Here is a 26065-nt window from a genome sequence, read left to right on the forward strand (position 1 = left end):
TGTTATTATCTAAGAGTTAGTTTTACACCTAAGTTGAAATTCCGGGCAGCTGGATATGCACTGTTGTCTGTCCCCATTCCAGTACCAATACTGGAGCTGGACCAATTTCCTTGTGGATCAAACCCTGGATATGAAGTAAGGGTCAGTAGGTTGGTTGCCTGAAAAGTTAAGTCGATGCCTTGTATTAACGAATTGGCAAGTGTTTTTTGCGGTATTCTGTAGCTTAGGTTAAGCGCACTCAGGCGAATATAGGAAGCATCATAAAGCCAGAAATCTGAAAAAGTACTGTTTGCTCCATCACCATACTGTGTCATCCGAGGGATAGTGGCGGTGTAGGGATTCAATAGAGTAGCACTCTGCCCAGCAATCTTGTTACTGTGGTTGTAGTTGCCCACGTAGCCTACATCCTCCATAGGCATGCTCCATAGTCTTTTCATCCCTGATGCATAAGTGAAAGTGGCATTGGCATAGAAATTTTTGTAAATAGCAGTCAGACCAAATCCTCCAAAATATTTAGGTTCGGCACTTCCTAAGGAGACTTTGTCGTCGGTATTGATGATACCGTCCCCATTCTGATCTTTAAAGTAGAGATCTCCGATATTTTCTTGTGCACTTCTATAATATTGTTTGCCACCTGTTGCATTTGTGCTCTGAAGCGCAATGATTTCTTCTTGTGTCACGAAAAGACGATTATAGGTTTCATAACCAAACCATTGACCTGTACGTTCTCCTTCTTTGATTACGATGTTGCCAAAATTGAGTTCTGTGGCGGATCCGTTGATCTTAAGAACCTTTCCCTTGTTGCTGGCAATATTGGCATCTACAGTAAGTGTGAAATTAGGGTGCTTAATAACATCATATCTGATGTCAAATTCTACTCCTTCATTTTTGATTGAAGCAACATTAGAGCTGATGGAACTGAATGATGAACTGGGCGGTAGGGGTTTGGAATATATGAGGTCGTTGGATTTTTTGGAGTAATAGCCAAAGGAACCACGGAGACGCTCTTTGAATAAACCAAAGTCTAGCCCAATATCGACCATTTTTGTTTCTTCCCACTTGAGGCCAAGGTTGCCGATCGAGCTGGGACTTATGGCCGGACTTTCATTGTACCGAGCCGAGCCGATGTAAGTCTGCCAACTGTAATTTCCAAGATTTTGTGATCCTGCTGTTCCGATTGATCCCCTTAATTTAAGGTAGGAGATCTTTTCTTTAATAGCTGCGTTCTTAAAAAAAGATTCTTCGTGGATCAGGTAGGCAAAAGAGCCGGAGGGGAAAATTCCCCAACGGTTATTAGGACCAAAACGGGATGAGCCGTCTCTTCTTAAGGTTCCACCTAGGATGTAGCGGTCTTTATATTTGTATTGTAGTCTTGAGAACTGAGATACCAATGCGTAGGCTGTGTAATCCTCTGCCAAAGCACCTCTGTTTGCTCCCGAAGAAAAATTATTGAGGATGTCATCGTCAGGGAAATTAGATGCTATCATGCCAAAATTGGTGAGACCTGTTTTCTCAAAGGAATAACCTAATAAGGCCAGCACATCATGGTTGCCATGTTGTTTAGCATACGTAAGTGTGTTTTCCCAGACTTGAGAGTTCGTTTTTTGATACTGCCAGTTTCGGTTGCCGTCGTAATTAAAGGTACTGCCCCGTCGCATGTATTTAAGAAATTCATTATTGCTATAATTGGCGGTATAGGCAGTTCTAAAGAGGAAATCTTTCCATACATTTACTTCTAAAAAAGTAGTAGCATTAAAATTTTTGTTCTCCCCATTTTGTGTATTCAATAAAGTAGTATAGGGGTTTTCAGTATAAGGATCTCGGGTGAAAAGTGTTCCGTCTGGATTGTAAACTGGAATGTCAGGTCTTATTTTTTTAATCACGTTGAGCATATAATCTTTATCATCAGTGTTGCGGGATGAACCGTTTATCTGTAGACCAAATTTTAATCCTTTTCTAAGCTTTGCTTCTAGATTTGCACGGCCCCCATAAAGTCGACTTTTTCCTGATTGTATTACTCCATAATAATTCTGATTGTTGAGGGAAACGTAATAAACTACATCTTGTGTTCCTCCACGTAAAGATAATGTGTGGGTATGGTTCCAGGGGGATTGTGTCATTTCGTTTAACCAGTTGGTGTTCCCTTCATAAAAAGCGCCTGGTAATATACGGAGATCGGATTTATCATATTCGCTAGTACGTAAGTTAAAAAATGCTTGCTCATCTAAATATAAGCGAGTGAAATAATCGAAGGATCCTCTACTTATTACTTCTTCGCGTGCCGCCTTATCGGCAAAATCAATGTATTGGGGTGCGTCAAAGTAAGAGTAATCATTGAAATTCTGAGTCTGTAGTCCCAGTCGGGAAGAAACTTCAATAGTCGGTGCCTGACCTTGTTTACCTTTTTTTGTAGTTACTAAAACGACACCGTTTGAGGCCCTTGATCCGTATAAAGCCGTAGCAGATGCATCTTTTAGAATGTCAACACTTTGAACATCTTCGAGATTCAGATTATAAAGGGTATTGGCTATATTGCCAGATGTATTGTTCGAATAATCAGGTACACCATCGATGACCCATAGTGGCTGGTTGTTTCCGGTCAAAGAAGATGCTCCTCGAATAATGACGCTGACTGGTGATGTAGGGGAGGCTGACTGAATGGCTACATTGACTCCTGCAGCTTTTCCTTGAAGCAGACTTTGGATGTTGGCCCCCATAGGAGCATTTTTTAGATCAGCTTCAGTAAGACGTGTCATTGATCCGGTAATATCTTTTGCTTTGGAACGGCCGTAGGCGACAACGACGGTCTCCTCAAGTGCATTTTGACGAATACGTAACGTAATATCAATTCGTTCCTTCGGGTTGTGTAAAGGGTATTGAACGGTCTCAAATCCAATATAGGAGATAATTAGTATATCTCCTTTACTGGAAGGAATCTCAAAGTTTCCCCCTGCGTCAGAATGTACCAGCACGCCGGAGGTTTTCGACTTAACTGTAGCCCCACGTATGGGTTTATTCGACTCGTTAAGGATTTTGCCACGGACTACTGTTTTTTGATCTGACAGTTGGGAATACCTAGTATGAGGTGATGCAGGTAATTGTAGTTGTTTGCCTTTCAACTGGGGATTTTCAAGTGCATATGCCACTACAGTGGAGAGGGTAAATATGAGCAAAGGTATCCCCGGCCAAATACGGGTGTATTTAGAAAATTGAATATGTTTCATTGAAAATTTAAATTTTTAGTAAACGACGATTTGTTTAGTAGTAACTAAATGTTTTTTTATGGAAATGTCGATGTATAGACACTTGTTGCTTTTGGGGTAGAATTAGTGAAGTGCCAGTGGCACATTCGAAGCAGTGAGAAATGATTTTTATAAGGCATAGGGTTAGCTAATTTCTGTTGATTGTGATGTAAATATATTAGAAAAAAATATTAAATCTACCATTTTGGTAGTCTTTATTTTAAAAATATTTTAATTTGAACCAAATGTGTTCATTTGCAATTACTTATGGATTTAAATTATTTTTAGAAAATAGCTTTTTATAACTATCAAATCGGGTAAAAGTCAATTATTGTTGTGATATATTTTTTTATTATTGACAAATAATTGCGTGATTTTTATAAGTGATTTTATATAAAATATAGTGATAGGAGGTAATTTTCTGTCCTTATAAGATAAGCTTACAAGTACAGCATCTCTAAATCTAACAACAGGAAGAAAAGTAAATGATGAAAAGTTGGGGCCAAACCATTATTATAATTACTAATTACCTACGCTTAGACTATTTCTCTTTATGTTTTGATTTAGAGCAGTATTAATTGGTTAAATTAAACGGAAAGCGCGTTCAAGAATATTACGCTTCGGGAAAAGATCTTCATAAACTTATAATATTCATGAAGATAATATATATCACTAGCAAGCGGATTAAAGTAAATGAATATTAAAGCAACTAATAAGGTAAGTTTTATCATTATTGATTTTAGCGTGAGTATGTTGGGTAATTAATTTATTCAAGTGTTTTATTTGCTTCCAGTATTAAGTTGTTGATACTTTGGTTAATGGAGCGGATAACGGCTTGTAACTGGTTGATCATAGCTGCTCTGGAGTGTAAATCATCAGCAAAGTAAATGCCTCCATCCGAAAATATAACAGATTGGTTTCCCTGATTTTCGTTGCTGTCAAACTGATAATCGATCCATCGTGTTTTGAGATTGTGCAATAGCGAGCTATTACCATCGTTACTAAATTCTTTCTCGCTCAGCATATACCAGATAAAAGGTGAAAAGCTTTGATCCGAATCATTTTCAGTCCATACATTTCGCAATAGGTTATGAGGATGAAAAAACTCTATCTTTTTTCCTTTGGGATTCAAGGTGAAAAAACCAAGGCCTCCACCAAGTACCCCACCTGTAATACCTACTGCATTATTGACATTATTATTGGTAATGAGAGCTCCGGCTATTGATGCAGCCGCACCCAGTGCAATAGAGCCCACGACAAGTTTATTATTTCTTGAAGCATTGATATTATCTATATATCCAGCGACCTGATCGACGCGTTCTGCTTCACAATCTAGTTCGGCTGCTGCGGCATTGATATCTGATAGTGCTAGAAGCAGTGTTCTATTGACCTTATTGTTGATCGTTAGCTTACGAATTTCTGCACTAACACTAGTATTGCCTTTAAGTTTTTGTAATTCTTTTATCTCCTTGGTCAGTCCAAGAGCATAAAGCATAAGGATATTTTGTCTTGAGAATACACTGTTTAATTCATCGTGGATGGCTAGAGAATCTATAGCGTAATTAGGTAATGTCTGCTCTGCCTTTAGAAAGTAGGTTGGTGGTATGCAATAACTATTTTTAAGGGTCAGCATAAATGCTGTATTCTTATTAACAGAGCAGGACGTCATAAACCCTATAAATAAGGCTGTTGTAATGATTTTCGATTTGGTTGCTAAAAACATAATGATGCTGATTTTGTATATTATTGGCTCAAATCACTATAATTCTGTACGGTTAATAATAACTGAATATACCGAATTTATTTTATTACTGTTGCTTATCGGTAAAATATCTGTCATAAAGTGTGTTTTTAATTAATATGGATTTAATATGTAGGTTGTTTTAGTTGAGTGATTTGGATGAAGTAAAAAGCAGATAGGCAGGTAAGTGGTATTAATTAAATGTGAATTTTAGGTTTCATTATTTAATAGCAGGCTGCCGCAGTGGCTTGATATTTAATCATCATGATGATGCATTTGTAATTTATAATCATATAGCAAGAATTATTAGTTTTGGAAAAATAGGTTTACATTAGAGAAAGTGAAAATATTTCTGGACTAATTGAACCGGTACATAAAGGGAGCAGTGTGAAAATTCAGTACGATGTGAATTTCAACTGTTATTCGTATTGTAGATGAGTCATAAAACATAAAAATCAATGGAAAAAAGAACAGTACTTGTATCAGGCGCTAGTATTGCTGGTCCGGCTTTAGCATTTTGGTTACATCGATTTGGTTTTGATGTCACCATCGTAGAGCGTGCAGAAGAATTGAGATTAGGCGGACAAAATATAGATGTTAGAGATGAAGCTCAGAAAGTAGTACAGCTAATGGGGCTCGAAGATGAAATCAGAGCAGCAAATACAGGTGAACTAGGAATCCGTTTTGTTGATGTTAACAATCATACTTTAGCTGAATTTCCTAAAACTAATGGTGGATTCGGAACCGCAGAACTTGAGATTTTGCGTGGAGATCTTGCGCAGGTATTTTTTAATGCGACTAAAGATAATATTCCCTATATTTTTGGAGATCAGATTCTAGCTTTAGTAGAAGATAAAGATAAAGTGAATGTTACTTTTAAAAATAGTACTCCGCGCTCCTTTGATTTGGTCATTGCTGCTGATGGAATTCGTTCGTCAACACGGAAGCTAATTTTTGGAGATGAGCCCGTGATCAAATATATTGGAGTTTACTGCTCTTATTTGACTATTCCACGTATTGATTCTGACACGTCATGGGCTTATTGGTATAATGCACCAGAATCAAGAGTATTAAACCTAAGACCAGATAATGTAGGAACCACCCGTGCATCATTTTCTTTTCTATCGCCAGAGAAAGGGTACGAAAAACTTAGTTTGCAAGAGCAGAAAGGAATTTTGAAGCAAAAGTTTGCTGATGCTGGTTGGCAGGCACCACGTCTGCTACAAGGATTGGAGGAAAGTAAAGATGTTTATTTTGATAGTATAAGTCAAGTGAAGGCACCTCGATGGACCAATGGAAGATGTGCTATGGTTGGGGATGCGGCTTATTGTCCAACTCCGATGTCAGGAATGGGGGCAAGTCTTTCTATAGTTGGTGCATATGTATTGGCTGGAGAATTGTCGAGACACCAGAATCATCAAGATGCCTTTGAAGCTTATGAAAAGTTAATGCGCCCTTATGTTGAAGATATTCAGAATCTACCCCCGGGAGTACCATGGCTAGCACATCCGAAAACAAAGTTTGGAATCAAAGTGTTCAATACTGTGCTAGGAATTGCATCAAGTAAATTGGTGAAAAAAATAACAAAGCTCTTTGACGGAAAAGGGAAAAAAGAAATAAAAGAGCGTATCCAATTACCTTATTATAACAAGTAAATAGATTAGGTAGCTTAGTATATAAGTAAATTATGAAAGTGCTTATAAAAATGAGGCATGATTAGTGCATAAATTGTTTTGAAGATAGGTTTTTATAATACTTGCCGATTTACTAGACCTAATGTTTCATAAACTCTATCAGATTTTAAATTTCATATTATGAGATCGGTGTTGACGATGTTATTCTTTTCATTTTTGTTTACTGTACAGGTGTATGGGCAGAGTAAAAGTGTTTTTGAAAAGACTGTAGATTCTTTAAATTTGATTGGTCAATCTGAAAAGATCATCCCATATTTGGAGATGCAGGTAAAAAATCATCCTGAAAATGAGGTTTTGTTACGCTTAACGGGATACCAATATCTCCAGATAGGTAATTTAGTACTGGGCGAACAATACTATAGGAAGGCACTTTCCATCAACCCTTCCTGTGCACGTTGCTATTTGAATATAGGTCTTATTTATGCCGCCAAGAGCGATTTTACTGAAGCTTTAACTTACTTGGATACGGCCGTGGCGATTGATCCTATGGATGATCGAGTGGTTGATGCTCGAGGTACAATATATCATCATTTAAAACAACCGGAAAAGGCTTTGGTAGATCATGTTAAAGCGATCCAATTAAATCCGAATAATTTGCAAGCTTACTTGAACAAAGCTGAAGTGCACTTTGAGTTGGAAGATATGGATGCCTCTTGTCAGGATTATACTACTGCAAAATTGCTTGCACAACAGTTAAAAGTTAATGACCCCGCATTTTTTAAAAGGATAGATGATGCATTGCTGGATTTTTGCGATAATAGTAAAGCTAGCTTTTATTACCAACGCGGAGTGGCTTTTTATAATTTAAAAAAGTTTGATAAAGCGCTGGAAATTTATGATGCCGGGCTCACTAAATTTCCCAATAACGCTATGCTTTTATCTTTTCGGGGTAACACACATCTTGCGCTAAAAGATTTTAAAAATGCAGCATTAAATTATGATCATGCATTAGTCAATAAAGAGGGGTTGATGAGGGAATTAAAACGTAATCCAAGGTTTGCATATATGAGTGAGCAAGATATACAATCTTATTACAATGCATCAACAGCAAGTATATATTATAATAATGCTGAATGTAAAGTTCAATCTGATAATCTGGATGAAGGGTTATCTGCTATAAATAGCGCAATAACGTTAATGTCTAATGGTAGTAGTTTTGAAAAGGAGTTATATTGGAATAGAAGGGGATATATTTATTTGCTTCAACATCAATATAAACTTGCTTTGGCAGATTTTGATCAGAGCATCCAGAGCAATGAAAAATATGCGTTAGCTTATGTCAATAGAGCAATTGCTCAAGTATGTTTATCTGAAAAATCGAAACAGTCAAATATAATTATCAGCAGTAAATTGCCGAATCAACCGTTTAAAATGAACTGGGTTATGAAATCCAAAAAAGATAAACCAAATCTGTTAAATGCTTTGGGAGATTGTAATAAGGCAATTGAGCTGGATCCTAATAACGGGTTTTCATATTATGTCAGAGGGCAAATTAAACAGCTTTTGAATGATGTAGATTATTGTTCCGATTTGCTCAAAGCAAAAAGAATGGCTATTCAAGTAGAAGATATTTTGCTAGTTGATTGTCTGAAATAATAAATATAAAAATTACGAAAATTAAGTTGATTCGAAAATGAAAATCATCAAATATTTGCCCATAGGTTTAAGCTTAGTTGCTACTAATGACTATACACAAACAAAATCTGCTAAAAAAGCTACTACCAAAAAGACAAATATAACTGGACCACCTACAGTTGTAATTCATGAAGAATATAAAGAAACTGAATTATCTTCCCCGAGGCTTTTGCTTGGAAATAAATGTAGATACGACCCTAGCCCCAAATGTTATTTTTAGAGAGGTGATCGAAATAAGTGGTAATCGGGTTGATAGCAGAGCTTCCTTTAAAGATTGGAAGTTAGGGATAAAAAAGAGCGAAAAAAGGATACTAATGTAGAGTGTAGAATTAGTTCAAGCATACTGATGAAGCTGACAAAATATGATTCAAATGTCTCTTACTTTAATTAATAAAGAGACGCGAAAATTTAAAATATTTTATGATCAGGATAAGAAAATAAATTGTTTGCAGGATCTCAGTTATAAAAATAGATATGAATTGACAGAGTTTGAAGGAGCAACACCTGTGATCTAGTGGTATAAAAAAATAGGTATTTTTAAGAGAACATAACTTCCTTTAAATATTAAGAACTAATACCGCTACTATCTTTGTAGTGAGTTTGCCTAAAGTTATAGTCAGCTTAAAGGTCAAAGTAAAAAGAGCTAATTCATGTCCATCTGATTTAGCTCTTTTTTGCTGTTGTACATATGGTAAAGATCTGAGAATTGAGATATTTAACTGCTCACTTACGAAAAAGTTATATCGTGAAAATCATCGTTATCAGCGATTGAAAATTCTTTTTTGAAATGATCATATTTATATAATGAAGTGCCATAATTCAACAAGGATCTACCATTATCGTAATTGTTTTGGTAGAATATCGGAGCATAATATAATGTAATGCCGATGTTTTTAAAATCATATCGTATGCCAGTAGTGATATAAGTCTGAATCATTTTTTCTTTTTGATCACCGGTGAAGGGTTCTATTTCCATATAGCTATTTTCATTTTCCCAGTTTTCTATCTCTTTGACCAAAAAATTAGCATCATTACGGTTAAAAAACTGTCTTTTATAGCCTAAGTTTTGAATATTTTCAGTCAATTCAATTTCAGCCACTATTTGTGGAGGCTCAGGATATTTTAAACGATAATCTTGAAGCTCTTGAGTGAATCGGTCATTTTTTTCCTTTTCCTTTTGCTCGAAGAATTCTTCTAGAGTAATGTTCTCAGCCTCAAGTTTATCCTGAATTTCTTTTTTTAATCTTAATTTTGGCTTTCGGTTTTCTTCTTTATTCATAATACTGGTTATTTATAGGTAACTAACTTTTTGTTGTACCTCGGTGTATCAAAACTTTCTAATCATTAAATAAATGGTATATGATCGTGAATCCTTTATAAATCGTGACGTGAATCCTTTTTTGATTCTCACAAACCATGTGAAATATAAGCTTTAACGTGTTTGTTAGATTTATTTTAAAAATAGTATATAATTATAGGGTTAATATACGAAATAAAATTCAATCATTTATCTTATGATGTAATTATTGCTACTTATTAGAAACTATCTATTTTTATTTTAAATTGTTGTACAGCAGTTTCTTTCAGGAATAATGATGTTCGTGCAAAAAATTATCTTCTTTTTTATTAAAGAAAAATAAAAAGTTTATCTATTTATGGGATTTTCCAACAATTGTATTTCTGGTAATTATACTTCACTGAATCTTAATTTATTAGGAAGGTTTAAAGATCAGATAAATTTCATTTGATATTTTTTTTTGTTTAAATTTAGTTAGTTGAGATAACCAAAATAGAACGTTAATTTTTTGAAAAATTAGAAACCCATGGAAAACGAATTCAATGACATTAATAAGTGTCCATTTCATAATGGAACATTGCGTAAAGCTGTTGCTGGTGGAGGTACAACAAATCAAGATTGGTGGCCAAACCAGTTAAAAGTTAATTTATTGCGTCAACATGATGTAAAGTCTGATCCTATGGGTTTGGATTTTGATTATAAAAGAGAATTTGAAAGTTTGGATCTGGATGCAATAAAAAATGATTTAAAGGAATTAATGACACAATCTCAAGATTGGTGGCCTGCAGATTTTGGTCATTATGGACCATTATTTATTCGTATGGCTTGGCATAGTGCAGGGACTTACCGTGTTGGTGATGGACGTGGGGGGGCAGGTCGTGGACAGCAACGTTTCGCACCTTTAAATAGCTGGCCAGATAACGTGAGCTTAGATAAAGCAAGACGATTGTTATGGCCTATAAAACAAAAATATGGACGTAAGATTTCTTGGGCAGACTTATTGATTTTAACCGGGAATATGGCTTTGGAATCAATGGGCTTTAAAACTTTGGGTTTTGCAGGAGGACGTGAGGATGTTTGGGAAGCAGATCAGGATGTATATTGGGGCTCAGAGAAAACATGGCTTGGTGGCGACGTTCGTTATGCAGATGGATCTGAGGGAGTAAAGGAAGGACATGGCGTATTGGTGTCTGACGATGACGCTGATGGTAAGATTCATAGCCGAAATTTAGAAAACCCATTGGCAGCAGTTCAAATGGGTTTAATTTATGTAAATCCGGAAGGACCTGATGGTAATCCCGATCCTATTGCGGCAGCAAAAGATATCCGGGATACTTTTGGACGTATGGCTATGGATGATGAAGAAACGGTCGCATTGATTGCCGGCGGGCATACGTTTGGTAAAACGCATGGAGCAGCGTCTGCTGATCATGTTGGTAAGGAACCTGAATCTGCTGGTTTAGAATCTCAAGGACTCGGGTGGGAAAATTCTTTTGGTACAGGGAGAGGTGGAGATACCATTACTTCAGGTCTGGAAGTGACCTGGACAAGTAGACCTACAGAGTGGACAAATCTGTTTTTTGAAAACTTGTTTGATTTTGAATGGGAGTTAACAAAAAGTCCTGCTGGAGCTCATCAGTGGGTAGCTAAAGATGCTGGTGATATTATTCCGCACGCGCACGATCCGAATAAAAAATTAAAACCGACTATGCTGACCACAGACTTGTCTTTGCGTTTTGATCCTGAATACGAAAAAATATCACGTCGCTTCAAGGATAATCCACAAGAGTTTGCTGATGCATTTGCTCGTGCCTGGTTCAAATTAACGCACCGTGATATGGGACCTCGTTCGCGTTATTTAGGTGCCGATGTGCCTCATGAAGAGTTTATATGGCAGGATCCACTTCCTAAGGTTGATTATGCTGAGATTGATGAGACAGATATTCAATCTCTAAAAGCACAGATTTTAAATACAAGTCTATCGATTTCGGAACTGGTATCTACAGCATGGGCTTCGGCCTCAACTTTTCGTAATTCGGATAAACGGGGAGGAGGAAATGGAGCTCGAATCCGCTTAGCTCCGATGAATGCCTGGGAGGTCAATAAACCGATGCAATTAAATAAGGTATTAACAATATTAACAGACATTCAAACACGGTTTAATAATGCACAGTTTGGAGGGAAAAAAGTTTCAATTGCTGATCTGATTGTTTTATCGGGTGCGGCTGCTATTGAAAAAGCGGCACACCAGGCGGGTTACGATGTGGAAGTTCCTTTTATTTCGGGGCGTACAGATGCTAGTCAAGACCAAACTGATGTAGAGTCGATTGCCTTCTTAGAACCACTAGCAGATGCATTTAGAAATTATCGTAAATTAAAAAACAAAGCAGTATCTACCGAAGAATTATTGATCGATAAAGCACAATTATTAAATCTTTCAGTTCCTGAAATGACTGTTCTAATAGGAGGTCTTCGTGTACTTGATATCAATTTTGACGAATCTAAACATGGTGTATTTACCTCACGTCCAGGACAGCTGACCAATGATTTTTTCGTAAATCTTTTAGATATGGCAACGCAATGGAAGCCAATGGATGAAACGAAAGAATTGTATTTAGGTAGTTGCCGTAAATCGGGTCAACCGAAGTGGACTGCGACACGTGCTGATCTCGTATTTGGCTCGCATGCTGAACTTCGGGCTGTTGCAGAAGTGTATGCTGAGTCTGGCAATGAAAAGTCATTTGTGGATGCTTTTATAAAAGCTTGGAATAAAGTGATGAATGCTGATCGTTTTGATAAGATATCTTAAATAAGGGTTTAATCAATACCTTTTAGAGCATATCGATTTGCTTTGGCTTGGATGAAGTCATTCAGCCACCGATACTGTTTAATTCCTATTTATACAGAAAATCCTCTCATTTAATTTGAGAGGATTTTCTGTGTAATGCTATTCGAAACCTTTTGCAGAAGATACGATACGGTATGCACAACGTCTCGCCCCTGCTATGATATGATCGGTACGTTGTACCAAGACGGATTCGCCTAAGACGGATTGAAAAATCTGAAGTTCTGAAGCACAAAATCCTTGGCAGACTTTAGCCGCTGCACAAATAGGACAATGATTTTCTACAAGCAGATATCCCTCGTCATCTTCAGTATAATCTGCCATGTAGCCCTCTCGGGTACGAATGGCGACTAATCTTTCAATCTTAGACTTTAGATTGGGTAAAGGATCGATCTCTTCATGATATCTTTTTTTTCCTGTTGCTTCATTGACTTCAATGATCGTCTGTAAAGCTTCTGTCCCTATTGACTCTTTAATTATTGTCAATAATTTCACCGTTAACTCTGCATGGGTATCCGGAAATTTGCTGTTTCCGAGTTCTGAAATATTGAAATATTTTTGTGGTCGCCCGACTCCCTTTGATTCTGTCTCTACTTCAATCAAGCCTTCATCCATAAATTTAACCAGCTGTTGCCTAACACCTTCTTTGGTTATTTTTAATTCATGGGCAATGTCGAGTGCCGTTAACGGACCTCGCATTTTCAGTAACATTAAAATTCGGTTTGTCGTCATAAAATAATAAAACAAGTATTTGGTTGTTTTATTATTCAAAATTACTACTTTTGTCACACTTATCAAAATAGATACCTGTAAGTCTACTTCTTCTGATTATCAAATTTGGTAAATGCTAAGTAAGAATTGTAATAATTATTTTTATGTGGATAGATACACCAAAAATACACCGTCCGAAAAAGATTGCTCAGTCAGCATTTCTTGCCTTTACAACTGTTGTTCCCTATTGGAATATACTGAAGAGGTAATTTCACTACTATAAAGATTAAAATCTAGTTTTTATCACTAGAAAAGAGTAAAAATATCCCCAAGCTAAATACAGGTTTGAGCGGGGAGCGGGATTCCTATGTCTAGTCTTTTAACGATAATATGTATGGAATCTCAGGCAAAAGCTCATTCCTAGTTTATTACTTATTGTTTCATTACTAAATTATTATCATGAAAAAAATGCACTTATATCTATTGTTATTTCTCGTCTCGGGAATGTTCTCCTGCGATTCAAAGAAAGAAACAGCAACAAGTGAAATAATTGCCTATCCTGTACTTACACTAAAATCTGAAAAAGCGACTCTGTCGGTAGAGTATCCAACGACGTTAGAAGGATTGCAGACAGTAGAGATTCGTTCAAAAGTAGATGGTTATATAGAGGAAGTCTTTATCGAAGAAGGCAGTCTTGTGCACACTGGGCAAAAGCTATTTAAAATAGATGCCAATCGATTCGTGCAGGATGTGAATCAACGAAAAGCGGCAGTATTAGCAGTGGAAGCAGCCCTAGAAACGGCTAGTATTCAAGTGTTGAGAACGCAGTCTCTTGTGGACAAGAAAATCGTAAATTCATTTGAACTGACGACAGCGAAGAATGTAGAAAGGGTTAAAAAGGCTGAACTTAATCAGGCAAAAGCAGCATTGTCAGATGCACAATCACAACTAGCATTTACACAGGTTGTTAGCCCAATATCAGGTATAGTAGGACGGTTGCCACTTAAAAAGGGCAGTCTAGTCAGTAGTACTTCTGAAACTGCTTTGACCACAATTGCGAATACGAAGGAAGTATATGCGCATTTTTCTTTGAGTCAGAAACAGCTTAATAGCTTTCTAAATCAATATCCAGGTAAGAGCATGGCTGAGAAGTTAAGGAATATACCTCAAGTTAATTTACGGACTGCTGATGGAAAAGATTACGGGTCTAAAGGAAAAATTCAGAGTCTGAGCGGGGTCATAAGTTTAGAAACCGGATCTGCAAATTTTAAAGCATTATTTCCAAATCCTGATGGTTTATTATGGAGCGGAGCGAGCGCAACTTTACAGCTCCCGACAACAATTGATGAAGCAGTGAAGGTTCCTAAAAAAGCGGTTTTTGAAATGCAGGGAAATCACTATGTCTACACGGTAGAGGCTAAAAATACCGTACACCTTACCGAAATAAAGGTATTGCCGATAGCAACAGAACAACACTATGTGGTGCAATATGGGCTTGCGCCTGGTGATATGGTTATCACTGAAGGAATTGGAAACCTAAAAGATGGTATGCAAATTCAACCTAACCCTGTATCCACAAAATAATAGAGAAGAAATGCTGAAAAAATTTATAGAAAATCCCGTTCTATCGACGGTAATATCGATAATAATTGTGATGCTGGGAATCCTGGGACTGATGTCACTTCCTATTTCACAATATCCAGAAATTGCACCTCCGACAGTTGTTGTAACAGCCTCTTATCAAGGAGCAAACGCGAATGTTGTAATGAAAAGTGTGATTATACCCTTGGAGGAACAGATTAATGGTGTAGAGAATATGACTTACATGACTTCTACGGGTAGTAATAATGGTACTGCAACTATTACCATCTTTTTTAAACAGGGAACGAATGCAGATATGGCCGCAGTGAATGTACAGAATCGGGTCAGTAAAGCTACTAGCTTGCTACCAGCGGAGGTTATTAAAGCAGGAATTACAACAAGCAAGCAGTTGAGCAGTACGGCTTTTAGTTTTTTGCTTTACAGTAAAGATGGAAAATACGATAGGAAGTTTCTCGATAACTACCTGCGTATAAATATTATGCCTCAGATGAAAAGGGTTGAAGGTGTTGGTGCTACAGAGATTTATAGTGATCAGGAATACTCGATGCGTATTTGGTTGAAACCGGATGTTATGGCCACTCATGGTCTTATACCGGAAGACATTATGGCAGCATTAAGGGAACAAAATATTGAAGCTGCACCGGGAAAAATAGGTGAAAATAGCCGTCAATCATTACAATATGCATTGAAATATACGGGGCGCCTCGAAGATCCTGAACAATTTGAAAATATTATCTTGAAAAGTGGTGTTGCGGGCGATTACTTACGTTTAAAGGAGGTCGCAGATATTGAATTTGGCGCCCTGGATTATACGACATCGCTAATTACGCAGGGAAAGCTTTCTTCCGGAGGTGCCATTAGCCAGATTTCGGGATCTAATGCAAGAGATTTGATCATTGCTTGTGAAAATATTTTAAAAGAAGCGTCAAAGGATTTTCCTCCAGGAGTGGAATATCATACTTTCTTGAATGCAAATGATTTTTTGGATGCTTCGGTTGAGAAGGTTATTTATACAATTATTGAAGCATTTATATTGGTTTTTTTAGTGGTCTTTCTCTTTTTACAGGATCTGCGTTCGACTTTGATTCCAGCGATCGCAGTACCGGTAGCCATTATAGGAACGTTTTTCTTTTTAAAGCTTTTTGGTTTCACCATCAACCTCCTTACTTTGTTTGCACTTGTGTTGGCCATAGGCATTGTGGTTGATGATGCTATTGTGGTGGTCGAAGCAGTACATGCAAAATTAGATCAAGGGGCTAAATCGGCCAAGAAAGCTACATTGCATGCCATGAGCGAAATCAGTGGTGCCATTATTTCAATTACTTTGATTATGTCGGCGGTTTTTGTACCAGTCACTTTCATTACAGGATCTGCTGGAGTATTTTACAAAGAGTTTGGACTGACATTGGCAGTGGCTATTATTATTTCAGCAATAAATGCGTTAACATTAAGTCCCGCTCTATGTGCTTTACTGTTAAAACCCCATGTAGCAGATGTTGAAAAGCCAAAGGGTTTCTTGCCAAAGTTTTTTGCCAGTTTTAATGTGGCTTTTGAAGTAGTAACCAATAAATATATTGGTGTCGTACGCCTTTTAATCCGTTATAAATGGATTTCATTTGCAGGTATTGAAACATTTGCGCTGGTATGTTATTTCTTGGTTAAAACAACACCGACTGGTTTTGTCCCTAATGAAGATGGTGGTGCTATCTATGGAAATGTGGTTTTACCCCCGGCATCTACTCTAGAACGTACGGAAAAGATTGCATTTGAAGTCGACAGTATTGCGCGCAGTATACCGGAAGTCGAATTATCTTCTACACTCTCAGGCATGGATTTATTGCACGGTACAGGAGGTTCTTATGGAGCATTGTTCATCCGATTAAAACCCTGGAAAGAACGTGCCAGGAAAGATCAAAGTGCTGCAGCTGTTGTTCAGAAATTATTTCAAAAAACTGCTCATATCAAAGAGGCAAGTATTATCTTTTTTGCTGCACCGACATTGCAGGGGTTTGGTAATAGTAATGGTTTTGAGCTGCAGCTACAAGACAAAACAGGTGGAAATTATCTACAGTTTAATAAAAATATCGATACGTTCATTGGTGCTTTAAATCAACGCCCTGAAATCAATTATGCTACGAGCTCTTTTAATATTGGTTTTCCTGAGTTGGAAATTAATGTCAACGTAGCCCAATGTAAGGCCGCAGGTGTAAGTGTTAATACGGTACTGACGACACTTCAGGGATATTTTGGAGGTATCTACGCCTCCGACCTTAATCGCTTTGGAAAGCAATACCGCGTCATGATGCAGGCAGGAGCTGATTATAGAGCAAAAGAAGAAGATATTAATAAGATTTACGTGCGAACTTTAAAAGGTAATATGGCACCGATATCTGAATTTGTTACTTTGAAGAAGACGTATGGACCGGAATTTATTCAACGTTTTAACTTATTTACTTCAAGTACCATAACAGGGATACCGAATGAAGGATATAGCTCTGGAGATGCTATTAAAGCAATAGAGGAGACAGCGGCTCAAACTTTAGACCGTGGCTATGCTTATGAATTTTCGGGTTTGACACGCGAAGAGCTGTCCAGCGGTAGTCAAACAGTATTAATATTTTCACTGTGCCTTCTTTTTATCTATTTCCTTTTAAGCGCTCAATATAAGAGTTACATCCTGCCACTTTCTGTTCTTTTATCATTGCCAATCGGTTTGGCAGGAGCATTTATTTTTGCGAAGCTATTTGCGGTAGATAATAACATATTCTTACAGATCAGCCTCATCATGTTGATCGGTTTATTGGCTAAAAATGCGATTCTTATTGTGGAGTTTGCACTCTTGCATCGATTGAGCGGAAGAACATTGGTGCAGTCTGCAATTTATGGCGCAAAATCAAGGTTAAGACCTATTTTAATGACCTCCTTTGCATTTATTTTCGGATTGATTCCATTGATGCTAGCTACTGGTGCCGGTGCATTAAGTAATAAATCTATCGGCACTGCGGCTGTAGGGGGGATGTTGATCGGGACTGCATTTGGTGTATTTGTTATTCCTATTTTATTTATTGTTTTCCAGGCATTACAGGAGAAACTCTTTGGTGTCAAGGAGCCAAGTCATACAGCCCGTATATTAGAAGATGAACAGTAACATCTTATGATTCTAGTTATTCGCTCGTTTAATAAATGAAATTTTCGTGCTTAGCGCATGTAACCTTATGCTAGCTTCATGTTGATCAAACAGAGAAAGCTAGTGTGAAAATTTAAAAATTAAGATATGATTCATTATTATATTCAATTGAAAAAAAAATCCTATGGACTGGCATTCATGTCAATACTGGGACTTTTGGCCTGGAGTTCTTGTCAAGTAACCCGTCCCTATAATGCACCGGAAAATAAGGTAAAAGACAGCTTTCGTTCACCTACTTATAGTGCTCTTGATTCAGGTTATGTGAAGAATATAGCTCATGATACGACCAATATAGCTAAAGTGAAATGGTCTGATATGTTTACAGATACGATGTTGCAGCAATTGATCACAGAGGGGTTACAGGCAAATATAGACATCAAAATTGCAGTTGAGCGGATTACAGAGGCGCAGGTAAATGTGCGATTAAAAAAAGCGGCTTTTTTACCTTCATTGGAAGCTAGTATCTCTGCCAATAAACAACAGGTGCCTACTTTTCAAAGTTTTGGTTATCCGCGTAATAATACCCAATATGATATGCGATTAAATACGGACTGGGAAATTGATATCTGGGGTAAACTTGGAAGTGCTAAACGAGTTGCATTGTCACAGCTTTTAGCGACTGATGCCGCAAAGCGTGCAGTGCAAACACAGTTAATTGCCAATATCGCCTCAGATTATTACGAATTACTGGCACTGGATCAACAGTTGATGATAATTAAAAAAACTGCTGAGAATCGTGCTGAAGATGCTGCCGCAATAGCGGAACTTTTTGAAAATGCAATGCTTAACGGCGTAGCGGTAGTACAGAGTAAAGCAAACTATTATGAAGCAGAACTAGATGTGCCGGATATTGAGCAAAAGATTAAAGAAACTGAAAATAGGCTTAGTTTTTTAGTAGGCCGACATCCTGGTGCCATCCTTAGACAGTCTCTAATGAAACAACAGGTGAATTATGATTTAAATCCTGGAATTCCCGCACAATTGCTCGCGCACCGTCCTGATGTTCAAATGGCAGAATTTAATTTTAGAGCGGCATTTGAGGAAACGAATGTAGCACGTACATATTTCTATCCTGCATTATCTATAACAGCTGCTGGAGGTTTTTCAAATCTTGGTTGGAATCAATGGTTTTCGAGTGCTAGTTTATTTGGTTCTATAGCAGGGGGGATTGCACAACCTATTTTCAATAAAGGTGTCAATAAAGCAAGACTGTCAACTGCTCAAGCAAGACAGCAACAGGCGTTGTATCAATTCGAGAAATCTCTACTGGTAGCCAGCCAGGAAGTTTCTAATGCGCTTTTTGAATATGATACGGCTATGAAAAAAATGAAATCCCGCAAAAAACAACTTGAAGCATTAACGCAGGCTGTTGCATTTAATAAAGAATTGTTCCTGAACCACCAGAACACCAATTATACCGACGTACTAACAGCAGAGCAAAATCTGTTACGTGCAGAATTGAAAAATATAGCAGATCAAAGTCAAAAATTGTATGCTGTGGTTCAATTGTATCGAGCCCTTGGTGGCGGTTGGGATTAACGGCTAGTAATAAAGGGCTACCTGAGATAATGGTAGCCCTTATACTATTGACTGTAGGCTATTAAGCTCCTAAAAAGTCTTTTTCTAAATCTAAAGGGGCAATATAGCTTCCATTTTTGTATACGCGCATATTTCCACCTGAAATCTCGTCGATTAATAATAGATCTCCAGTAGCTTTATCTCTTCCGAATTCCAATTTGATATCGTAAAGTTCTAAATCCTTCTTTGCCAATTCCGTTTTTATGATTCCACAGATTTTTTTTGTTAAAGATTTTAATTCTTGATAATCTGCTTTTGATAAAATATTTAATAATTCCAAAGCATCATCCGAAATTGTAGGATCGCCTCTTTCGTCATCTTTAATCGTTACTTCCACAAAAGCATCTAGCGCATCACCTTCTTGGCAATAAGCAGCGTATCTTCTCAAGAAACTGCCTACAGCACGGTATCTACAAATGACTTCCAATCCTTTCCCAAATGGAGTCGCTTCTTTAACCACCATACTAACCTCATCTAAATCAGCGGATACATAATGTGTTGCAATACCCTGTTCAGCTAAACGCTCGAAGAAGAACTGGGTCATTTTAAGTCCTGACTTTCCAGCACCATCAATGGTTAGCCCAACAGTATTTGCTCCAGGATCAAATACACCATTTTCACCAGTTACGTCGTCTTTAAATTTCAATAGTACTTGATTTTGTTCTAGACTGTAGACATCTTTGGTTTTACCCTTGTAAATTAAATTCATAAATAATAAGAATAGATCAATGTAACTAGCAAAAATAATGTAAATATTATAAAGAAAGTTGATTTCAGATCATAAATATGAATAATGAAAGTTTTGGATTGATAAACAAGTCGACATATCTTTAAGATTCGTGAATAAATACCGATATATAGCTTTAAAGATTATAATCAGTGCTATTTTATTGCGGATGTAATCAAAATTATCTAAGTTTAGCATTTATAAACCATTATAATCTTAAACTAATGTCACCTCTATTCAATTTAGTAAATAAGGAACACTTGGTAAATATTGCCAAGAATGGGAGGGGACAATGGAACTTTAATTTTATTGATTAGAAATTAAATTTGTAACCTAATATTATTTACAAGGGCAGTGATCAAATGTATTTTTCACTGACCTTAAAAAAGAGGAATCTTAAAATATGTTGAAAACTACATTATTGATCAGTGCTGGGCTTTTAATAGGGCAATCTATGTTTGCGCAAGAATCTATCAAGTTGAAAGATCTGGATCTATCTCGTGCTTGGCAGGAGTATGGTATTTTGCAGAAGGGAAGATCAGTTACAGGCGAACCTGTAACGATTAATGGGAAAGTTTATGATGATGTGCTTGGAGTGCAAGCGAAAAGTATGATCAAGATTAAGCTGGACAAAAATGCAACGCGTTTCGTTGCTCAAGTAGGAATAGCTGAATCTAAGATCGATGTTAAGGATAATTCTTTGACCATTATACCATTAGTGGACGGGACCAAATTGCATTTCGTTCAAAAGGAAGGACAAAAGCAGTTTGTAGGTGTTACAAAGAGTAAACCTGTCTTAGAAAAAGGTTCCGTAAAATTTATTTTGAAAGGTGATGGTAAACCTATTTTTACAAGTTCAGTAATTAAAGGCGGAGATCGTCCTCAGCAGATTGACGTCTCGTTAAAAGACATAATGTATCTTGAACTTGTAGCCGAGACAACTGATGATGGACCTAGTGGTGATCACGCCGTTTGGATTGCACCAAAGATTGATTATAAAACTGTAAAACCCGTACTTGTTGACGTTGGGACAGTGGGTTCGGGTTCCACTATGGATGCAGGAATCAGTAAGCAACTTGCTGCGAAAATCAAAACATTACCAGTGATGAAAGAATTGTCATCAGACAAGACTGCATTTGATTGGTTAATTACTCCTCAGAAATCTAAAGCTGGAATTTACACTTCGGCAGATGGTAAAAGTATCATAATTGCAAATGCTATGATGTCGCGAACTTTTCGGATTTTCCCTAATTTGGCGACGGTAGATATTACGAACCGCATGTTAGGGGAAAGCTTGATTAGGGCAGTAAGTAGTGAGGGAACGATACAGATTGATGGTAAAAAATGGAATATTGGCGGTTTAAATGGTCAAGAAGAACGGGGATATCTTAAGAATGAGTGGTTAGATAAAATGACAACATTACCGGAGTCGTTTATGGTAGAAGATTTCGAAATAAAACCACTGGAAGAACGAATCAAATGGGCCCGCAATCGCTGGGCACTTAATAAAGAACCGGTATCAGGCCAGCAACTTGTATTTACCCTTCGTGGTGAACGAGAGTTGAAGGATGTGAAAGTGAAGCTTTATTTTAGGATCTATGATCATATTCCGGTAATTAGTAAAAGAATGGAAGTGATTAATGAATCTACATTACCAATAAATATTGATTTCTTTCAATTGGAATATTTGGCATTCTCAGAACCTGAGTCACCAGGAGATGGTGATCCTTCAGTTTTTAGATTACCCAATATTCATGTTGAAAGTGATTTTGCTGCAGGAGGAGCTTTTACTGAAAAAACAACCGATATTACAGAAAAATGGGTGACAGATCCTGCATACACTTCGCAACGTAATTATCTCTTAGAAACACCTTGTGTATTGGATGTATCACCTAAGCTTGGTCCAGATTACAACTTAGAAAGTAAAGGAACTTTTCAATCCTTCACGGTTTATGAAATGCCATTTGATAGTGATGATCGCGAGCGTAAGGGATTGTTTACACGTAAAATGTACCGAACCATAGCGCCATGGACCAGTGAGAATCCCATCTTTATGCATCTAACCTCAACCGACCCTGAAGTGGTACATAGAGCCATAGATCAGTGTGATTCGACAGGTTATGAGATGATTATACTGAGCTTTGGTTCGGGGTTAAATGCGGAAGATATCTCCGATGCAAACATTGCTAAATTCAAGGGGTTTGTTGATTATGCACGTAGTAAAGGCATTGATATGGGATGTTATTCCCTTTTAGCCAGCAGATGGATCAGTGACGAGGTCGATGTTATTAATCCCGAGACAGGTAAACGTGGAGGTATGCGCTTTGGAAGTTCCCCATGTCTGGCTAGTGATTGGGGGTATGAATATTTTGAGAAAATAAAATATTTTTTTGAAAAGACAGGCATGAAGTGTTTTGAACATGATGGTTCTTATCCCGGAGATTTCTGTGCTTCGACTACCCATGCACATCACGAGGGTTTAGCAGATTCACAATGGAAACAATTTCAGAAGGTTACTGAACTTTATCACTGGATGTCTACGCAGGGAATATACATGAATGTACCCGATTTTTATTTCTTGAATGGATCTAATAAAGTTGGAATTGGCTACAGAGAGGCTAATTGGTCTTTACCTCGCGATCGTCAACTCATACATGCACGTCAGTTAAATTATGACTGTACATGGGATAGAATTCCCTCTTCTTTATGGAGTTTTGTGCCCTTAGTAGAATATCAGGGAGGAGGAAAAGATGCGACTTTAGAGCCATTGAATGACCACCTTCATGAATATAAGATGCATATGATCCAAAATTATGGTGCAGGTGTGCAAGCATGTTACCGAGGGCCTCGTCTCTACGATACACCAAAAACGAAAGAAATGGTCGTCGATGTGATTAAATGGTATAAGCGTTATCGCAATATATTGAACAGTGATATCATCCACTTACGTAAACCTGATGCTCGGGACTGGGACGGAATGATGCATGTGAATCCTGATGAAAAAGAGAAAGCTTTTGCATTATTTTTTAACCCTACAGATAAAGAAATCGTACGTAAAATTCAGGTACCGCTTTATTATACCGGATTGTCCACAACAGCAAAAATTAGAGAACAAGAAGGTAATTTAATATCTTACAAACTGAACCGTGATTATACAGTAGAATTGACGGTTAAAATACCAGCAAATGGATATACTTGGTATGTGGTAGAATAACCTATTTTAATTAAAATTTGAGAGCGCTAAAGCAAGATCTCTGCTTTAGCGCTCTTTTTTATATACATATTTTTCTAAAATTAATGTGGCTTGTTAATTTACATTTTAGAGAGTTTGCGATAGCTCGGATATTATATCAATTTTTAAACATTTTAAGAATAATAAGTAAAAGGATTCATTGATTTTTCCGATAATATAATGAATTTTTACAAATATAAGAGTAGTAGTACTTCTATATTTGTTCCATATTTAATACAATCAAATAGAATAAAATTCCAATGAAAAAATCAATTTTTATAGTGATCGTTGCAATAATGGGAGGTGCTTTTCATACTCAAGCTCAAGAGAACAGTAGGCACGAAGTAAGAATAGATTATAGTGATGCTACACCGCTGGTAATAGCAGATGTATTTACAAATGCTTTTGTAAGTGCAATATCGGGAAGCGAAAGTTCAAATGAAAAAGCATTTGGCATGTTGTCTACGGGATATCGCTATGCGGTGAGTAATCGATTATCTATAGGAGCCGATCTGAGCTATGCTAATGCTTCTTCAGATATGAAAAATAAAAGTACAAATGAGATTACCTACAGAAAGAGTAATTTCTATATGGTATTGCCTACTGCAAAATATTCTTATATAAAACGAGGAATAATTGATTTTTATGGTACAGTTGCTTCTGGAGCAATATTGACAAACGGAAGTGACAGAATCGATCAAGAAAAGACCACTACCAATGATGTAATCTTTGCTTTTCAGGTAAATCCATTAGGTTTGCGAATTGGTAAAAATTGGGGCGGTTTTCTTGAAGCTGGTTATGGTTTTAAAGGCATTGTTGCACTAGGTGCCAGTTACCGTTTCTAATGATGCATTTTTTTACGAAATAAAGGCTATTTTCAAAAGAGAGTAGCCTTTATTTTTAGAGTTATGTTCTAGTAGAGATTGGAACTAATAATCAATTTCATCTTTACTTTTACTGTGCTATTTTTCTTATCTTGACCTGCTGATTTTTTAGACCATTTATCCAAAAACCTTGATATTCATATGATGAATTCTTTTTTGACAGTTGTGTTTTTATTGATTTGGTGTAATAATATATTTGCTATTGCTCCCCCTATTATTCTACCGACACCCCAAAAATGTGAAGTACTAACAGGTAAGTGTCCATTGTCTCAGATTAAAAATTTGAAACGTTTTCATGATGCAACAATTCCTGCAGAGGGATATCGTTTGAAGATAGAAAAAAAAGGTGTTAACATATGGTGTTCGGATGACAGTGGTTATATATATGCGAAACAGACGCTTAAGATGCTAGCGTTTCAGTATGCAACTATAGGTTATATACCGTGTCTGTCGATTGTAGATGCACCTCGAATCAAGTGGCGTAGTTTTATGATGGATTCCGGCAGGCAGTACCAGCGGGTGAGTACGATAAAGAAATATATTGATATGATGTCTATTCTGAAATTTAACCGTTTTCATTGGCATCTGACGGAGGGACTTGGTTGGCGTCTAGAAATTAAAACTTACCCAAAACTAACTTCGATTGGTGCCTATGTTGGTAAAGAGAAGGAACAGCAGGGCTATTATAGTCATGAGGATGTACAAGAAATCATAACTTATGCTAAGGAAAGAGCCATAACTGTCGTGCCGGAAATCGATATTCCAGGACATGCAGAAGCCGCCCTCAATGCCTATCCACATTTGGGTTGTTTTGGTGAAGTACCTTTGGTGCCAAAAGAAGGGTTTACCCAGCATATATTCTGTGCTGGAAAGCCTGAAACGATCAATTTTCTTAAAAATGTTATTGATGAAGTTTGTGATCTTTTTCCTTCAGAATACATTCACTTAGGTGGTGATGAAGCTCCAAAAGGTAACTGGGATAAATGTTCAGATTGTCAAGGTCGAATTAAAGAATTGGGGTTAAAGGATAGCCATGATCTCCAACTATGGTTCTCGGCCGAGATGGCTAAGCATCTCAAAGCCAAGGGAAGGAAAGCAATCTTTTGGGGCGATGTTGTTTATACTAATGGTTACCCATTGCCTGATAATACCGTAATCCATTGGTGGAATTGGAGAGGTCACCAAGATCTTGCTTATCGCAATGCGGTCAAAGGCGGACATTCTGTTATCGCTGGCACAAATAATTATAGTTACCTTAATTTTCCGTTATCACCTTGGCGCGGGTACCATGCAGATCGAACTTTTGATATCGAGGATATTTACAGAAGTAATCCCTCTAATATAAAAGGAGGTGATTCGTTACTGATAGGAATGAGTGCAAGTCTATGGACCGATTATAATGTTACGGAGAGTATGATTGACCGTAGATTATTCCCGCGTATATTTGCTTTGGCACAACAGATGTGGTCACAAACGAATGATATATCTTTTGAACAGTTTTATGGAAATGTGAAGATGCTGAAGCCTTTCTTTGAAAAATTAAATTATGAATTTGGTCCAGGACTTAAATCCGAAGTGCCAAGTAATTATAGTTGGGAATAGTTTGTAACTTATTTAATATATAACGCAGGTCAAGCGGCGCCTCTAAGTATGTTTTTTTCTATTAAAAACTATGTAGTATTTGAGCTCA

General features: G+C 37.1%; 14 protein-coding genes. 9 read left to right on the plus strand and 5 right to left on the minus strand.

Annotated elements, in window-relative coordinates:
- Positions 1-5: 5 nt before the first annotated feature.
- Together EDF66_RS08360 and EDF66_RS08365 are read right to left on the minus strand one after the other, a co-directional pair.
- Complete coding sequence (locus tag EDF66_RS08360) at positions 6-3224, minus strand: SusC/RagA family TonB-linked outer membrane protein (RefSeq protein ID WP_132841924.1); 3219 nt, start codon at positions 3222-3224, stop codon at positions 6-8.
- A gap of 784 nt (positions 3225-4008) precedes the next feature.
- Positions 4009-4965, minus strand: coding sequence for a hypothetical protein (locus EDF66_RS08365; protein WP_132770293.1), 957 nt, complete (start codon positions 4963-4965; stop codon positions 4009-4011).
- Positions 4966-5441: 476 nt separating this feature from the next.
- Between EDF66_RS08365 and EDF66_RS08370 the strand changes: the two genes are divergently transcribed.
- Positions 5442-6638, plus strand: coding sequence for an FAD-dependent monooxygenase (locus tag EDF66_RS08370; RefSeq protein ID WP_132770292.1), 1197 nt, complete (start codon positions 5442-5444; stop codon positions 6636-6638).
- Positions 6639-6797: 159 nt separating this feature from the next.
- Positions 6798-8273 carry a tetratricopeptide repeat protein gene (locus EDF66_RS08375; RefSeq protein WP_132841926.1) on the plus strand — a complete coding sequence of 492 codons (1476 nt, stop codon included), beginning with the start codon at positions 6798-6800 and terminating at the stop codon, positions 8271-8273.
- Positions 8274-9039: 766 nt separating this feature from the next.
- On the opposite strand, the gene EDF66_RS08380 is transcribed toward EDF66_RS08375, so the two are convergent.
- Positions 9040-9591: a hypothetical protein gene (locus EDF66_RS08380; RefSeq protein WP_132841928.1), complete on the minus strand. Its 552-nt coding sequence runs from the start codon at positions 9589-9591 to the stop codon at positions 9040-9042.
- A gap of 544 nt (positions 9592-10135) precedes the next feature.
- Between EDF66_RS08380 and katG the strand changes: the two genes are divergently transcribed.
- The gene (katG, locus tag EDF66_RS08385; protein ID WP_132841930.1) at positions 10136-12418 is read left to right on the plus strand and encodes a catalase/peroxidase HPI; all 2283 of its coding nucleotides are present in this window, start codon (positions 10136-10138) and stop codon (positions 12416-12418) included.
- 138 nt (positions 12419-12556) lie between these two features.
- Here katG and EDF66_RS08390 read toward each other — a convergent pair whose 3' ends face one another.
- Positions 12557-13165: a helix-turn-helix transcriptional regulator gene (locus tag EDF66_RS08390; RefSeq protein WP_243656011.1), complete on the minus strand. Its 609-nt coding sequence runs from the start codon at positions 13163-13165 to the stop codon at positions 12557-12559.
- Between the two features lie 459 nt (positions 13166-13624).
- On the opposite strand from EDF66_RS08390, the gene EDF66_RS08395 reads away from it, so the two are divergent.
- The 3 genes from EDF66_RS08395 to EDF66_RS08405 all read left to right on the plus strand — a co-directional run bounded on the left by EDF66_RS08395 (position 13625) and on the right by EDF66_RS08405 (position 19493).
- Complete coding sequence (locus EDF66_RS08395; RefSeq protein ID WP_132841932.1) at positions 13625-14749, plus strand: efflux RND transporter periplasmic adaptor subunit; 1125 nt, start codon at positions 13625-13627, stop codon at positions 14747-14749.
- Positions 14750-14759: 10 nt separating this feature from the next.
- Entirely contained in the window at positions 14760-17915 is a 3156-nt protein-coding gene (locus EDF66_RS08400; RefSeq protein WP_132841934.1) for an efflux RND transporter permease subunit, read from the plus strand.
- 126 nt (positions 17916-18041) lie between these two features.
- On the plus strand, positions 18042-19493 hold the full coding sequence (locus tag EDF66_RS08405; RefSeq protein WP_243656012.1) for an efflux transporter outer membrane subunit: 1452 nt from the start codon (positions 18042-18044) through the stop codon (positions 19491-19493).
- A gap of 61 nt (positions 19494-19554) precedes the next feature.
- Here EDF66_RS08405 and EDF66_RS08410 read toward each other — a convergent pair whose 3' ends face one another.
- Positions 19555-20241 carry a phosphoribosylaminoimidazolesuccinocarboxamide synthase gene (locus EDF66_RS08410; protein ID WP_132841936.1) on the minus strand — a complete coding sequence of 229 codons (687 nt, stop codon included), beginning with the start codon at positions 20239-20241 and terminating at the stop codon, positions 19555-19557.
- Positions 20242-20662: 421 nt separating this feature from the next.
- Between EDF66_RS08410 and EDF66_RS08415 the strand changes: the two genes are divergently transcribed.
- The 3 genes from EDF66_RS08415 to EDF66_RS08425 all read left to right on the plus strand — a co-directional run bounded on the left by EDF66_RS08415 (position 20663) and on the right by EDF66_RS08425 (position 25977).
- The gene (locus EDF66_RS08415; RefSeq protein ID WP_132841938.1) at positions 20663-23473 is read left to right on the plus strand and encodes an NPCBM/NEW2 domain-containing protein; all 2811 of its coding nucleotides are present in this window, start codon (positions 20663-20665) and stop codon (positions 23471-23473) included.
- 278 nt (positions 23474-23751) lie between these two features.
- Positions 23752-24336 carry a hypothetical protein gene (locus EDF66_RS08420; RefSeq protein ID WP_132841940.1) on the plus strand — a complete coding sequence of 195 codons (585 nt, stop codon included), beginning with the start codon at positions 23752-23754 and terminating at the stop codon, positions 24334-24336.
- Positions 24337-24516: 180 nt separating this feature from the next.
- Entirely contained in the window at positions 24517-25977 is a 1461-nt protein-coding gene (locus EDF66_RS08425) for a beta-N-acetylhexosaminidase (protein WP_132841942.1), read from the plus strand.
- Positions 25978-26065: the final 88 nt, after the last annotated feature.

It is taken from the genome of Sphingobacterium sp. JUb20, assembly GCF_004342035.1.
Classification (GTDB): domain Bacteria; phylum Bacteroidota; class Bacteroidia; order Sphingobacteriales; family Sphingobacteriaceae; genus Sphingobacterium; species Sphingobacterium anhuiense.

Excerpts from the sequence above, each read along its gene's own strand:
- EDF66_RS08370 (WP_132770292.1), top strand. The coding sequence starts at position 5,442 with ATGGAAAAAAGAACAGTACTTGTATCAGGCGCTAGTATTGCTGGTCCG.
- EDF66_RS08420 (WP_132841940.1), top strand. The coding sequence starts at position 23,752 with ATGAAAAAATCAATTTTTATAGTGATCGTTGCAATAATGGGAGGTGCT.
- EDF66_RS08415 (WP_132841938.1), top strand. The coding sequence starts at position 20,663 with ATGTTGAAAACTACATTATTGATCAGTGCTGGGCTTTTAATAGGGCAA.
- EDF66_RS08390 (WP_243656011.1), bottom strand. The coding sequence starts at position 13,165 with ATGTTACTGAAAATGCGAGGTCCGTTAACGGCACTCGACATTGCCCAT.
- EDF66_RS08380 (WP_132841928.1), bottom strand. The coding sequence starts at position 9,591 with ATGAATAAAGAAGAAAACCGAAAGCCAAAATTAAGATTAAAAAAAGAA.
- EDF66_RS08375 (WP_132841926.1), top strand. The coding sequence starts at position 6,798 with ATGAGATCGGTGTTGACGATGTTATTCTTTTCATTTTTGTTTACTGTA.
- EDF66_RS08405 (WP_243656012.1), top strand. The coding sequence starts at position 18,042 with ATGATTCATTATTATATTCAATTGAAAAAAAAATCCTATGGACTGGCA.
- EDF66_RS08360 (WP_132841924.1), bottom strand. The coding sequence starts at position 3,224 with ATGAAACATATTCAATTTTCTAAATACACCCGTATTTGGCCGGGGATA.
- EDF66_RS08395 (WP_132841932.1), top strand. The coding sequence starts at position 13,625 with ATGAAAAAAATGCACTTATATCTATTGTTATTTCTCGTCTCGGGAATG.
- EDF66_RS08400 (WP_132841934.1), top strand. The coding sequence starts at position 14,760 with ATGCTGAAAAAATTTATAGAAAATCCCGTTCTATCGACGGTAATATCG.
- EDF66_RS08410 (WP_132841936.1), bottom strand. The coding sequence starts at position 20,241 with ATGAATTTAATTTACAAGGGTAAAACCAAAGATGTCTACAGTCTAGAA.
- katG (WP_132841930.1), top strand. The coding sequence starts at position 10,136 with ATGGAAAACGAATTCAATGACATTAATAAGTGTCCATTTCATAATGGA.
- EDF66_RS08425 (WP_132841942.1), top strand. The coding sequence starts at position 24,517 with ATGATGAATTCTTTTTTGACAGTTGTGTTTTTATTGATTTGGTGTAAT.
- EDF66_RS08365 (WP_132770293.1), bottom strand. The coding sequence starts at position 4,965 with ATGTTTTTAGCAACCAAATCGAAAATCATTACAACAGCCTTATTTATA.